The sequence below is a fragment of the Seonamhaeicola sp. genome (genome assembly GCF_028281565.1).
In the GTDB taxonomy this organism is placed as follows: Bacteria; Bacteroidota; Bacteroidia; order Flavobacteriales; family Flavobacteriaceae; genus Seonamhaeicola.
The window spans coordinates 199,074-212,102 of record NZ_JANQJQ010000041.1; the positions used below are offsets into that span (position 1 = coordinate 199,074).

General features: G+C 38.9%; 12 protein-coding genes. 11 read left to right on the plus strand and 1 reads right to left on the minus strand.

Translation table 11 applies throughout. The features are described 5' to 3' along the window. Nucleotides 1–24: 24 nt before the first annotated feature. From Q0983_RS16765 to Q0983_RS16795, 7 genes are all read left to right on the plus strand, one after another. The gene (locus Q0983_RS16765; protein WP_299555954.1) at nucleotides 25–1,782 is read left to right on the plus strand and encodes a PKD domain-containing protein; all 1,758 of its coding nucleotides are present in this window, start codon (nucleotides 25–27) and stop codon (nucleotides 1,780–1,782) included. Between the two features lie 9 nt (nucleotides 1,783–1,791). Further along, nucleotides 1,792–2,709: a polysaccharide lyase family 7 protein gene (locus Q0983_RS16770; protein ID WP_299555956.1), complete on the plus strand. Its 918-nt coding sequence runs from the start codon at nucleotides 1,792–1,794 to the stop codon at nucleotides 2,707–2,709. A 36-nt stretch (nucleotides 2,710–2,745) separates the two neighbouring features. Beyond that, a complete protein-coding gene (locus Q0983_RS16775; protein ID WP_299555957.1) occupies nucleotides 2,746–3,684 on the plus strand; it encodes a polysaccharide lyase family 7 protein in 939 nt (312 codons plus the stop codon). 287 nt (nucleotides 3,685–3,971) lie between these two features. After that, complete coding sequence (locus Q0983_RS16780; protein WP_299555958.1) at nucleotides 3,972–4,679, plus strand: FadR/GntR family transcriptional regulator; 708 nt, start codon at nucleotides 3,972–3,974, stop codon at nucleotides 4,677–4,679. Between the two features lie 210 nt (nucleotides 4,680–4,889). Beyond that, nucleotides 4,890–6,191, plus strand: coding sequence for an MFS transporter (locus Q0983_RS16785; RefSeq protein WP_299555960.1), 1,302 nt, complete (start codon nucleotides 4,890–4,892; stop codon nucleotides 6,189–6,191). Between the two features lie 45 nt (nucleotides 6,192–6,236). Then, nucleotides 6,237–7,001 (plus strand): SDR family NAD(P)-dependent oxidoreductase, encoded by a 765-nt coding sequence (locus Q0983_RS16790; RefSeq protein WP_299555961.1) that lies wholly within the window; start codon nucleotides 6,237–6,239, stop codon nucleotides 6,999–7,001. Between the two features lie 73 nt (nucleotides 7,002–7,074). Then, entirely contained in the window at nucleotides 7,075–7,830 is a 756-nt protein-coding gene (locus Q0983_RS16795; protein ID WP_299555963.1) for a glucose 1-dehydrogenase, read from the plus strand. Between the two features lie 291 nt (nucleotides 7,831–8,121). On the opposite strand, the gene Q0983_RS16800 is transcribed toward Q0983_RS16795, so the two are convergent. Beyond that, nucleotides 8,122–8,979: an AraC family transcriptional regulator gene (locus tag Q0983_RS16800; protein ID WP_299555965.1), complete on the minus strand. Its 858-nt coding sequence runs from the start codon at nucleotides 8,977–8,979 to the stop codon at nucleotides 8,122–8,124. A gap of 177 nt (nucleotides 8,980–9,156) precedes the next feature. Here Q0983_RS16800 and Q0983_RS16805 point away from each other — a divergent pair, with 177 nt between their 5' ends. Genes Q0983_RS16805 through Q0983_RS16820 form a run of 4 tightly spaced genes read left to right on the plus strand, consistent with a single transcriptional unit; the run spans nucleotide 9,157 to nucleotide 13,012 of the window. Beyond that, complete coding sequence (locus Q0983_RS16805) at nucleotides 9,157–10,245, plus strand: mandelate racemase/muconate lactonizing enzyme family protein (protein WP_299555967.1); 1,089 nt, start codon at nucleotides 9,157–9,159, stop codon at nucleotides 10,243–10,245. Further along, the gene (locus tag Q0983_RS16810) at nucleotides 10,245–11,006 is read left to right on the plus strand and encodes a glucose 1-dehydrogenase (RefSeq protein ID WP_299555969.1); all 762 of its coding nucleotides are present in this window, start codon (nucleotides 10,245–10,247) and stop codon (nucleotides 11,004–11,006) included. Before Q0983_RS16805 ends, Q0983_RS16810 begins: the two co-directional genes overlap by 1 nt. 11 nt (nucleotides 11,007–11,017) lie before the next feature. Beyond that, nucleotides 11,018–11,953 (plus strand): aldo/keto reductase, encoded by a 936-nt coding sequence (locus tag Q0983_RS16815; RefSeq protein ID WP_299555971.1) that lies wholly within the window; start codon nucleotides 11,018–11,020, stop codon nucleotides 11,951–11,953. A 42-nt stretch (nucleotides 11,954–11,995) separates the two neighbouring features. Continuing rightward, a complete protein-coding gene (locus tag Q0983_RS16820; RefSeq protein WP_299555973.1) occupies nucleotides 11,996–13,012 on the plus strand; it encodes a zinc-binding alcohol dehydrogenase family protein in 1,017 nt (338 codons plus the stop codon). Nucleotides 13,013–13,029 lie beyond the last annotated feature (17 nt).

The window sequence follows — 13,029 nt, forward strand, 5'->3', positions numbered from 1 at the left end:
GAATAAAATAAAAAATAAGAAATTATGAATATATTTAAAAAAGGTATTTTAGCCCTTCTAGCTTTAGGTCTTGTAATATCATGTGGTGATGACGATTCCCTAACCGGACCACCAGGGTTGTCTAAGATTACATTTTCAACTTTAGAAGTAACTGTTGGGCCGGATAAAAATGGTTTAGAGGACGGTACATATGTTACTGTAAAACCTACGGCTATAGGAGTTACATCTTATCTTGTTGATTTTGGTGATGGTAGTGCTCCAGTTACAGTTGAAGAACCGGGAGGTACAGCTGTAACAGCTTCACATGATTATTCTAACGAAGCTCAAGAAGCTACATATACCATAACGGTAACAGCACAATCAAATAGAGGTCTTGCAAGTGTTACCAAAACAGAAGTTATAACAGTTGAGCATGAGGTTACTTCTATATCCTCAGCATCAGATTCGCCTATTATTATGGATGAAAACACCTATGCTATTTTTAGTGATGGTATGGAAATAGATGGTGCTTTAGTTGCTTATTCAAACAATGCATCAAATGCCAATTTCGAAGCTGGTGATGCAGAGTATAATGAAGTAGCCGTTGGTGATATTAACAATAATGTCATTCAGTATTCCAGACTTAACGGTACTAACATGGCAACAATCTCCTTTAGCACGCCTATTACTATTGCAGATGTCTTTGGATCAAGCGGTTCTGCCGATTATTTTTACATAGACCTTCATTCTATTCATGAAATAGGTGTTGATATGGTAAAGATCTCATTAGGTGGTAAAACTTTTGAGCAAGCCTTAGATAACAATGTGTGGACTGGATTAGAAATTGATTTGGCTGCTGAAGGTATTGCTCAAATTGACGACATCACGCTGGAATTAGGTACAGGTGGTACGGCAAGTAATGAGGCGACGCTTAATGTGGATAACATTTTTCTTTACAGAGAACCTCTTTCAGTACCCGACTTTACTTTTGATGATGATGCCAGTGATTATGACGTTACCTTTACCAACGCATCAGAGCTTGCAACCAGTTACAGCTGGGACTTTGGAGATGGCACAGGTAGCTCGACTGAAGAAAATCCAACCTACAGTTATACGGATGATGGTTTGGAAAAAACCTATATGGTCACATTAACAACCACTAATTTCCTTAATAAAACAACTTCAATTACAAAAGAAGTTACCGTAGGTGGACCAGCAGGACCTATTAATCCTGACATTCTTAAAGGTGATTTTGAACGTGAAGGCGGTTTGTCATCGGATGATACTAATATTAGAAATGCATGGAAAATAGCAACAACCACGGGAAGTAGTAACCCATTTGGCACTAGTTCTGATGGTTCTTGTATCGACTATGAGGGAACTCTAGGTTCTAAAACGAGAGGAGCAAAATGGTCAGGTAGCCAAAGTGCAAATCCTGATGGTACTGCGGTGCCTGGTAATACTAGATATGCATACCAGGCAGTTACATTAAGCCCTAATACGGATTACATTTTTGAGTACGAATATGCTATAAAAACAGGGGGAGCTGAAACTAATAGTATAGTTGCGTCAATTTTAAATGGCCATTTTAGTGATAGTGCTGATGCTGTTGCTAGTAATGCTTTAGTAAAGCATGTTGGCACTGAGGCAAAAGGAAAGTTTTCTGATAATTCCTGTTCAGGTGGTACAACAATGAAACTCCAGTTTAGATCTAATGCTGTAGGTGAGGTAGCTATATTTATATACGCCGTAACAGATGTAGATGCTTATGTGGATAATGTTAAGGTGTATCCTGCAGAATAAATTTTTATAATGAAAAAAACCTTCCGGAAAGACATATTAATAGTAATTTTAATAACACTTGTATCTGTAAGTGCTACTTGTCAAGACAAGGCAAGTAGTGTTTCAGATACGGAAGTAAAAGTTGAAAAGAAGCGCAAAAAGAAAAAAAAGAAGGTAAAGCTTCCTGATATTGATTTAAGCCATTGGAAAGTAACACTTCCTGTTGCAAATGATAAAGGGAAACCGGTTGAAATTGAACCGCCTGAGATTCTTGATTTTGCTGAAATGGAAGTTGCAAAACCTTATATGTATATAGATTCTACCAGAGGAGCCATTGTGTTCCATGCCATGCCTACGGACTCTAAGACCAGGAATACCAAGTATACCAGATCTGAGTTAAGGGAACAAATGGAACCGGGTAACAATAATGTGAACTGGACCTTTGCAGATGGCGCTTATATGCGAGGAAAGCTGGCAATGGAGGCAACAACCAGGGATTCCGAGGGTAAGTATCACAGAACCATAATCATGCAAATTCACGGTCGCCTGACCAATGAACAGCGTGATTTAATTGGGGAAGATGATAATAATGCACCACCTATATTGAAGATCTATTGGGATAAAGGTAAAATCAGGGTGAAAACCAAAGTGCTTAAGAACGTTAATGTAGGTGTACCCGCAATATTACATGAAGATGCCTGGGGTGATGATGAAGGGTTTAATTTTGAACAGGAAGTAGGGTTTAAAAAGTTTACACTTGAAGTTAAAGTATCTGAAGGCAAGTTGGTTGTGATTCTAAATAAGAATGAGTATAAAGTTTATGAAAATATCCACATGAGAAAATGGGGTGTTTTTGAGAACTATTTTAAAGCCGGTAATTATTTCCAGACCAGGGATAAAGGCGCTTTTTCAAAAGTTAGGTTTTACGAGCTGGAAGTGAGTCATTAGTTCTTTGAAAGTATGTGTGTATTAAGACAAATAAAGATGCATTTAAAATTACCACTTTGGTTGTGGGTATTGTTTATGTTTACCATGGCTTGCCAAACCGGGGATATACAGGATGAATCAGAACCAACTGGAGAAACCCCTGTTGAGGAGGCTCCTGAAGAAGAGCAGGAAGAGGAAAATGGAGAAGAAAATGGAGAAGAAAATGGATCTGATTTTAAACTGCCGGACATTGATTTAAGCCATTGGAAAGTCACCTTGCCAATAGGAAACCCAACAGAGGTGCATCCACCGGAGATTTTGGATTATGCCACCAATGAAACGTTAAAGCCGTTTTTCTATAATGATTCAGTTAACGGCGCATTAGTGTTTCATACCTATCCGGGAGCATCCACGGCAAATTCATCTTACTCAAGAACAGAGTTAAGAGAATTGATGAATCCCTCAGACAGGGGAAAGACCAATTGGACCTTTAAACAAGGGGGTAACATGAAAGGGAAGTTGCAAATGGAGGATGTTTCAAAAGGTAGTGATGGAAAGTATCATAGGACAATAATAATGCAAATACACGGCAGGCTCACAGATGCACAGCGGGATCTAATAGGTGAAAATGATAATAATGCCCCACCTATGTTAAAGATTTACTGGACCTATGGCTATGTTAGGGTGAAGACCAAAGTATTAAAAGATTTAAATGCGTCTGATACGGAAATATTACATACGGATGCCTGGGGAGATGACGATGGATATACATTTGAAACCTATGTAGGGTTTGATCCGTTTACCCTGGAAGTAAAGGCAGAAGAAGGAAGAATGGAAGTGATCTTAAATGATGATGAAAACGTAGTTTACAATGATGTTCACATTCAAAAATGGGGTGTTTTTGAAAACTATTTTAAAGCCGGAAACTATTTGGCTACTAAAGATGAAGGTGCTTTTGCAACAGTGAAGTACTATGAATTGGAAGTAACACATTAAAAATATCCCCTTGAGGGGATTATAGGGGTGTCAGATTAGACAATATTAAAGAGTATGTTTTATATAGTTTGAGTTTGTTTGTAGTTTGAATTTTACTGGTTGTTTATAACACCAGTAAAATTCTGCTAAAAAACAAATGATGATTTCGCCAATTTTTTTTAATTTAACAAAATTGGTTAGCCAATTAAAAGTCATGAGAGTAAAGTTTAAAGATAATAAAGCAATAATAAGAGGAATAGTAGTTTAGGAGTAGATCTCATAAACGGTTCCAGGAAAAGTTTTAGCATATGAAGATAGAAGCAATCACAATAAACGATAGTAAAAAAGTACAAAATGCAATAATCGCTAAGATTAGAGATTTAATTAATTATAAAAATCTGGAACCCGGAGATAAATTGCCTTCGGAGCGCATGTTGGCTGAAAAGTTTGAAGTAACCAGAAGTAATGTTAGGGATGCTATTCAGACACTTGAATTTTACGGACTCTTAAAATCCATTCCCCAAAGTGGAACTTTTGTGGCAAATATTGGAGTCATTGCATTGAACGGCATGATTGAAGATATTTTAAGATTAGATGAGCCGGATTTTAAATCACTGGTGGAAACCAGAATTCTTTTAGAATTAAAAACAGCCAGTTTAGCAGCATCAAGAAGAACGGAAGCCGATTTAGAACACATGAAAGAGACATTGGATGCTTATACTAAAAAGGTGATGAATAATGAAGATGCGGTTCAGGAAGATCTATTGTTTCATTTAGCCATTGCAAAAGCAAGTGGTAACAGTACTATGAATACCTTAATGTTAACAATCACCCCGGAGATTATTACCAACTTTGAAAAGTATCATGTATGTGATGAAAACCAGGCCTTTTTAGGTATTCAGGAACATACCGATATCTATGAAGCGATTAAAAATCAAGAGCCTGCTTTGGCTAAAGAAAAAATGAAAATTCACTTTAAGGCACTATATCAATTTTGCTATAGTACCGAAGATTAAATATAGCATTTGAAGTTGGGAGTGCACGTCTTGGCTTCATTTAAATAGAAATGTAGGAGGGAAGTAAATACTTTTAAGTATTTCTTCACAAAAAGATTATAACCTTAAATAACGGTTTGATTTATAATGACATATAGATCAACAGAGGTATAGTATTGTTCAAAGTTAAAGAATAACAAGAGTTTAATTACTCTTTTAAATAACAAAAACATGAAAATAAAAGGACTAAGATGGTGGGTAGTTGGATTAATAGCACTTGCTACCATTATCAACTATATAGATAGACAGTCATTAAGCGTGCTTTGGCCGGAAATTGCTGCGGATCTTTATCCCGATAAATCAGCTGATGAGCATAAGTCAATTTATGCCATCATTTCAATCATTTTCGTGTTTTCCTATGCCTTTGGCCAGGCCATTTTTGGAAAAATATTTGATTGGGTCGGTACACGTATAGGATTTGTGCTTTCCATTGGTTTTTGGTCGGTGGCAACTGCCTTACATGCTTTGGCTAAAGGATTATTAAGCTTTGGTATATTTCGTGCCATTTTAGGAGTGGCAGAAGCCGGAAACTGGCCCGGAGCCACCAAAGGAAATGCGGAGTGGTTCCCAACTAAGGAACGAGCGCTGGCACAGGGTATTTTTAATTCCGGGGCTGCTATTGGTGGTATTATTTCTATTCCGCTAATCGCATTTATGACGATTCATTTTAGTTGGCAGGCCATATTTGTTTTGGTTGGTTTAGCTGGATTGCTTTGGTTGGTTCCATGGTTGATCTTAGTGAAAGCACCGCCTAAAGCACATCCCTGGATTACCGAAAAAGAAAAGGAATATATCCTGACAGGTCAAAAGAACGAAGACGTAGAGGAAGATTCTGAGGGCGAAGAAGAGGGGTACGTGCCTAATACAAAAGAATTACTATCCCATAAACAAAGCTGGGGAGTTATTATAGCGTCAGCTGCTATTGACCCTATTTGGTGGCTGTTTGTATTCTGGATCCCAATTTATCTTTTTGAAGTATATGGTATGGATGTAAAATCCATCGGAATATATGGTTGGGTACCTTATGTAGGTGCCATGCTAGGTGCCTGGTTTGGGGGCTTATTAGCCCAAAACAGATTAAAAGCCGGATGGACGGTCAATAAAACCAGAAAACTGGTAATCACGCTGGGTTGTTTAATCATGTTGCCATCCTTATTGGCTATGGCTAACCCGGGAGCACCGGTAACAGCAGTGTTGATAATGGCTGTTATATTATTTGGATTTCAAACAGCCATTGGTAACGTTCAAACACTTCCAAGTGATTTTTTCAGTGGTAAAACCGTAGGGACCCTGGCAGGGTTTTCCGGAATGGCAGCCAAACTGGGTGCTGTGGGATTAACATCTTTAGTGCCCTGGTTAACCAGCGGGGGAAATTATACGCCTGCTTTTATTATAGGAGCGGCATTGGCCATTATTGCACTTGCCAGTGTATGGGGATTATGCGGAAAGATTGTGCCTTTAAAAAAGAAATAAGATCATAAAATAAAAAACAAGTAATAAAAAATTAAATTAAAGAATATGAGTAATTTAAATGGAAAAGTAGCAGTAATTACTGGTGCGACCGGAGGTATTGGTTTTCAAGTGGCGAAAAGACTTGGACAAGACGGATATACCGTGATTTTAAATGGTATTGAAGACGAGATCGGAGCCCAAAGAGTGGAAGAACTTAAAGCTGAAGGTATCAAATCGGAATACTATGGTTTCGATGTTACAAATGAAGAAGCAGTAACGTCTAACATCAATAAGATTGGTGAAAAATATGGGAAAATTGATGTTTTAGTAAATAATGCCGGAGGTTTAGGCGGAAGATCCAGGTTTGAAGACATGACTACTGAATTTTACCGATTTGTAATGGCATTAAATCTGGACTCAACCTTCTTTGCTTCAAGAGCAGCCATTCCGTTCTTAAAAAAGAGTGACAATGCTTCCATCATTAACTACACGTCAAATGCAGGATGGAATGCCGGTGGTCCGGGAGCAGGTATCTATGGTACCTCTAAAGCTGCTGTACACACAATAACAAGAGCACTGGCAAAAGACTTGGCTGAATACGGCATTAGAGTTAATGCGGTGTCTCCCGGAACCATTGATACTGATTTTCATAAACAGATCAAATCCACTAAACCGGAAGTTTTTGCTTCATGGAAAAATAATATCATGTTAGGCAGATTAGGGCAACCTGAAGAGGTTGCAGGTGTCATTTCATTTTTAGTAAGTGAAGACGCGGCGTTCGTTACTGCTGAAACTGTACAAATTGGTGGTGGACAAGGTTTAGGAATATAAAGTTATAAGGGTTTTGGTTAAATTTGCATAGTTCAAGCATTATTTAAAAGTACTCATTAAAGACCAGAATAGCATGGGTAAATTAGAAGGAAAGGTTGCTGTAGTTACAGGAGGTTCCAGGGATATCGGAAGAGCCATATCCCTTAAGCTGGCTAAGGAAGGCGCCAAAGTAGTGGTAAACTACTATAATTCGGAATCCGGAGCCAGGGAAACTGTTGACGAGATTAAGTCTTTGGGAGGCCAGGCCGTTGCAGTTAAAGCGGATGTGTCCAAACTGGCTGATATTCAGAACTTAAAATCAAAGACTGTTGAAGCATTTGGAGATAAAGTCGATATTTTAGTGAATAATGCCGGTGGCCTTTTCGCCCGAAAAACATTGCAGGAGCTTGATGAATCCTTTTATGACCTGGTTATGGGGGTTAATTTTAAGTCTACGGTTTTTGTAATGCAGGCCTTTGAGCCTTTAATGGGTAAAGGCACCTCAATTGTCAACATGTCTTCCCAGGCGGCAAGAGATGGCGGTGGTGGCGGATCGTCTTTATACAGTTCCTCCAAAGGGGCTGTAACCACATTTACCAGGGCTATGGCAAAAGAGCTCGGGCCTAAAGGAATTAGGGTCAATGCAGTTTGCCCGGGATTGATCGGAACCAAATTTCATGACGATTTTACCAAAGATGACATTAGGGCAAAAGTAGCAGGTGCTACGCCTTTAAGAAGAGAAGGAGGTGCAGAAGAAGTAGCGGATTTAGTGGCTTATTTAGTGTCAGATGAAGCGTCTTTTATAGCCGGCAATAATATTGATATTAATGGTGGTTTGGCGTTTAGCTAAAAACATATTAGAATAAAGGATTAAATGGAAGAAGATCCGCAACAACGTTGCGGGTTTTGTTTTAACTTGAGTTTAATTCAATTTTCGGTTAACCCAAAACACCCCTAAAGTCCCCTCAAGGGGACAATCGGTTGGGTAGCAGTCCTCCCTTGAGGGAGGAATAAGGAGGGTGTTTGAATGGCGTTTTGTTTTTGAATTGATAATTGATAATCGACTGCTCATTGAAGCTTGAGTAATTTGAGTTATACCAGGTTAGGTGACTGTAAATAGCCTACACCTTTGAACGGTTTACTATACCGTGATCCTTTGATACGCTTTCCTGTATTTTGAAGGTGACATACCCAAATGTTTTTGAAACTGCCTGTGGAAAAAAGTCAGGTTATTGTATCCAGTTTTGTAACCTACCTCTGATACGGATAGATCCGTGTCAATAAGCATTTTACTGGCAATACTAACTTTATATTCGTTTAGAAAGGAAAAGAAAGACGTATTAAAGGTCTTCTTAAAAAACCTGCAAAAGGTATCGTTGCTCATGGAAACCTCATTGGCAATATCACTTAATGTAATTTTATCCAGGTGGTTTTCTTTTAAGTAGGTGTATATAATATTGATACGTTCGCTTTCCTTTGAAGACAAGCTATTTGAAAAACTAGAGCCTGCCAATAATTCAAATTCATTAGTTAAAGCCAGTTTCTGTAAAACCTGCAAAAATAGGATCAACCGCTCAAAAGACCGGGCTTTTACCAATTGTAGCAAGTTTCGTTTAATTTCTCTGGCAAAGGGTTTGTTGAATTTAACCCCTCTTTGAGAACGAGTTAATAGCTTGTGAATATGTTGCACCTCCTCCTTGTCCAACCAATTAAGCAAGAGGTCTTCGTGCCATTGGATGATGATGCACTCAACATCCTCGGTCTGCTCACCGATGGTTTTCCAACAATGGGGCAGGTTGGCACCAACCATAACCAGATCATCATTTTCAAAAGAATCCATGCTGTTGCCCACGTATCTGATTCCCGTACTTTTTATAATATACGTTAGCTCATATTCTTTATGAAAGTGCCAGGCCGCGGGAAACTCCTTATCTTCAAATAAGGTGACCCTAAAAGAACTGCCGGGAGAGTTTCTTATGTCATGATAGCGGGCTTTCATTTAAAAAGGTTTTTATAACAAAAGTATATGCTTTTGGAATTAATAAATCAACATTCTAGGATGAAATCCCAAAATAGTGTATAAAAATAGCGTTATTGTGGAAATATTGCAATGAAATAATCAATAACTTTGTATTTATATATAAATGAATCATTCAAAATTAAAATTTGAAACCATATGTCTAAAGACATTACCATAAGGGATGCTAAAATTTACAAGGCGGCAACCACATTGAAAAAACCTATATCTGATGCCACCCATACCTTAACCGAAATATCATTTCTGGTACTTAGAATTCAGTTGGAAAATGGTGTTATTGGAGAGTCTTATTTGTTGTCATTTCAGTACTCCCCAAATGCTGTTGTAGGCGCTTTAAAAGATGCCATACCACATATCATTGGACGTAAAGCCAATGAGATGGGATTGGTATATGACAAATTAGACCATTTAGGAGAATACTTTGGAAACCAGGGTATTAATAGATGGGCGCAAGCTGCTGTAAATATTGCCATGTGGGATGCCTGGGGAAAAACACTTAGTCAGCCTGTTCACGAAATTTTAGGTGTTTGTAAGGAAAAAGTATCTATTTACGGTAGTGGTGGATGGATTTCGTACACCATTGATGAACTTATTGAAGAAGTAACCGATTATGCCAATAGAGGGTTTAAAGCCATTAAGATAAAAGTCGGGTCACCAAAAGTTAGTACAGATGTAGAACGTTTAAGACTGGTGCGTGAAGCAGTTGGAGATAAAGTTGATATCATGATGGATGCCAACCAGGGTATGGATTTGCCTTCTGCAATGAAATTAGCCAGACAAGCGAAAGAATTGAATATCAATTGGTTTGAAGAACCCGTGAATCATCAGAACTTTCAGGCCTTTGAGATATTAAAAAATCAGGCGGGAATTTCACTCGCCATGGGAGAGCGCGAATATGATACCTTGCCACTAAGAGAATTGGCTTCCAGAAATGCATTAGATATTTGGCAACCGGACATTTTAAGGATTGGTGGTGTTGAAAAGTGGCGTGAAAGTGCGGCCCTGGCACAAAGCTTTAATCTTCCGGTGTTACCACATTATTATAAAGATTATGATGTACCGTTATTATGTACCATATCAAATGGTGTGGGTGCCGAATCTTTTGATTGGGTCGATCCTTTGATCGATAATCCAATGGTGATTCAGGACGGCTATGCAAAACCCCATAATTTACCGGGTTGGGGATTCAATTTTATAGATGATGTTTTAACCGAAATTAAACTGTAATGGCACTAGAAGTATTTTCTTTAGAAGGTAAAACGGCCCTGGTGACAGGTGGCGGAACCGGTATAGGCTTAGGTATTGCTAAAGCTTTTATTGAAGCGGGAGCCAAAGTGGTGATAACCGGCAGAAGGGAAAGCATTCTGCAGGATGCCGTAAAAGAGCTGGGAGGCCGGGCATTTTATAGAGTAAATGATATTACCGATAAAGCTTCTATTCCTGTCCTTGTTGAAGACATTGAAAATAATATTGGCGGTATTGATATTTTAGTGAACAATGCCGGAATTCATCATAAAGCCTGGGCTCAGGATACCACAGATGAAGATTTTGAGCGTGTGATCCAGACCAACTTAATAAGTGTATTTGCTTTAACAAGAGCTTGTGCCAAAAACATGATCGAACGTAAAAGTGGCTCCATTATTATGATTGGCTCCATGGCGGGACTATTCGGAATAGATAGGGTTATAGCTTATAGTGCATCGAAAACGGCATTGACCGGATTGGTAAACAGCTTGACAACAGAATACGCCAAAGACAATGTACGCGTTAATGCCATTGCACCGGGATGGATTACTTCCAATATGTTCTTAAATGCAGTAAATAAAGACCAGGCACGAAAGCAACAAATAACAAATAGAATTGCTATGGACCATTTTGGTACCACCGAAGATATCGGAAATGCGGCGGTATTTTTGAGTTCTGAGGGCGCTAAATATATAGCCGGTGTTATTTTACCGGTAGACGGAGGAGCCACCGTTAATTTTTAAAAATGTAATTTATGCAACCAACGTATATAACGGGAGACTATACAAAAAGCCCTGCTTTTAATAACGAAACCAGACTGGTCTATGGAACCTCAGGATTAGGTGGTGTTTGGGGAAAAGTAGAACAAAGAGATTCTATAGATGCCTTATTATATGCTTTTGAAAATGGTATTTCTGCCCTAGATACAGCGCCTTCTTATGCTAATTCGGAATATTATGTAGGAATGGCTTTAAGAGAGTGGCAAGGTAAAAAGCCCTTTGTAAGTACCAAAATTGGCCGTTTAAAAGGAGACAATGCTTATGAGTTCAAACTGGATTACAATGCAGATGGGATGAAGCGAAGCCTGGGCAATAGTTTAGAGACCCTGGGCCTGGATAAAATAGATTTACTGTTTTTACACGAACCGCAACTGGTGCCTCTTGAAAATATAGACGACATATTAAATACGTTACAGGGTTTTAAGTCTGAAGGATTAGTAAGCTCACTTGGAGTAGGAGGAAACCCCTCAGCAGAGTTTATGCCATTTGTAACCAGGGAAAACTTTGATGTGGTATCGGGGTTTTTACATATGGATGCCTGTAATTTGTCAGCATTTGATGGAGAAATTCAAACCTATCAAAAAGAAGATATAGCCTATTACGCCGCTTCTGCACTGCATTTTTCGTTATTAGGGAATCGCTTTGAAAAATACAAGGAAGAAGGCGTTGATGGCGAGTGGATAACGCAACTGGATTTAGAGAATGCCATTAGAGTAAAAGCAGTGGCAGATAAATATGACATGCCTTTGGCAACCTTATCCCAACGTTATTTGTTTTCAATTAAAGAAGCAGATCGGGTAGTGATGGGAGCTAGAACGCCAGCACAAATTAAAGCAACCATTGACGACTGGAACGCAGGGAAGTTGTCCGAAGACCTGTTTAATGAAGTTACAGCTTGTATTCTAACCTAGATAAGATTACATCTGACCGATAAAAAACAATGAAACAAACAGATGAATGTAATTAGACTAAAAGAACCGGGAGTTTGGGAACAGTTGGGTGTTGAAAGACCGGGAGAGGTCCTATCATCCGGAAATGCTCTCTTAAAAGTGAAAAAAATTGGGGTTTGTGGTACCGATTTGCACGCTTTTAAAGGGCAACAACCGTTTTTTAGTTACCCGCGCATTTTAGGGCATGAATTAGCTGTTGAAGTTGTGGCCGTAGCTGATGATGTCACCAATGTATCTGTCGGAGATAAATGCTCAGTGGAACCTTATTATAATGATATCATCGGACAAGCCGTACGAAGAGGTAAAACCAATTGCGGAGAGCATTTGCAGGTGTTAGGCGTACATGTAGATGGTGGCATGCAGGAGTATTTCGTGTATCCCGCTAAGTTTTTGCATGCTACTAATGCGTTGTCTGATGACCAGCTGGCCATGATTGAACCTTTAGCCATCGGATGTCATGCAGTGGATAGAGCTGATATTAAAGAAGATGATATTGTGTTGGTTATAGGCGTAGGGCCTATTGGCTTAGGAACCATTCAGTTCGCCCGGTTAAAAAGTGCAAAGGTCATTGCCATGGATATTGATGATGCTAAATTGAAACAGTGTCAGGAAATTACCAAAGTAAAACATACCATTAATGCCCTGGGCAATGTGGAAGCGGAACTAACCACACTTTTAAATGGAGATTTACCAACAGTGATTTTAGACGCCACGGGGAATCCAACCTCCATGATGAATACCTTTAAGTATGCAGCAGCGGGAGGAACCATTGTGTTTATAGGACTTTTTATGGGGGATATCGTTTTTCACGACCCGTCTTTTCATAAGAAGGAATTAACGCTTAAAGCCAGTAGAGCAGCTATGGGCGAAGATTTCGGAAGAATTATCAGGCTAATAGAAGCCGGTAAAATTGACGCTACCTCATTTATTACCCATCGTATGCATTTTGATGATGTGCCTACAGAATTTGAAAAGCTCTACAATCAAAAAGACTTAATAAAAGCCATTATAGAATTATAAACCAACTAAAATTTGAA

Excerpts from the sequence above, each read along its gene's own strand:
- Q0983_RS16810 (WP_299555969.1), top strand. The coding sequence starts at position 10,245 with ATGGCACTAGAAGTATTTTCTTTAGAAGGTAAAACGGCCCTGGTGACA.
- Q0983_RS16775 (WP_299555957.1), top strand. The coding sequence starts at position 2,746 with ATGCATTTAAAATTACCACTTTGGTTGTGGGTATTGTTTATGTTTACC.
- Q0983_RS16795 (WP_299555963.1), top strand. The coding sequence starts at position 7,075 with ATGGGTAAATTAGAAGGAAAGGTTGCTGTAGTTACAGGAGGTTCCAGG.
- Q0983_RS16820 (WP_299555973.1), top strand. The coding sequence starts at position 11,996 with ATGAATGTAATTAGACTAAAAGAACCGGGAGTTTGGGAACAGTTGGGT.
- Q0983_RS16785 (WP_299555960.1), top strand. The coding sequence starts at position 4,890 with ATGAAAATAAAAGGACTAAGATGGTGGGTAGTTGGATTAATAGCACTT.
- Q0983_RS16805 (WP_299555967.1), top strand. The coding sequence starts at position 9,157 with ATGTCTAAAGACATTACCATAAGGGATGCTAAAATTTACAAGGCGGCA.
- Q0983_RS16790 (WP_299555961.1), top strand. The coding sequence starts at position 6,237 with ATGAGTAATTTAAATGGAAAAGTAGCAGTAATTACTGGTGCGACCGGA.
- Q0983_RS16770 (WP_299555956.1), top strand. The coding sequence starts at position 1,792 with ATGAAAAAAACCTTCCGGAAAGACATATTAATAGTAATTTTAATAACA.
- Q0983_RS16780 (WP_299555958.1), top strand. The coding sequence starts at position 3,972 with ATGAAGATAGAAGCAATCACAATAAACGATAGTAAAAAAGTACAAAAT.
- Q0983_RS16765 (WP_299555954.1), top strand. The coding sequence starts at position 25 with ATGAATATATTTAAAAAAGGTATTTTAGCCCTTCTAGCTTTAGGTCTT.
- Q0983_RS16815 (WP_299555971.1), top strand. The coding sequence starts at position 11,018 with ATGCAACCAACGTATATAACGGGAGACTATACAAAAAGCCCTGCTTTT.
- Q0983_RS16800 (WP_299555965.1), bottom strand. The coding sequence starts at position 8,979 with ATGAAAGCCCGCTATCATGACATAAGAAACTCTCCCGGCAGTTCTTTT.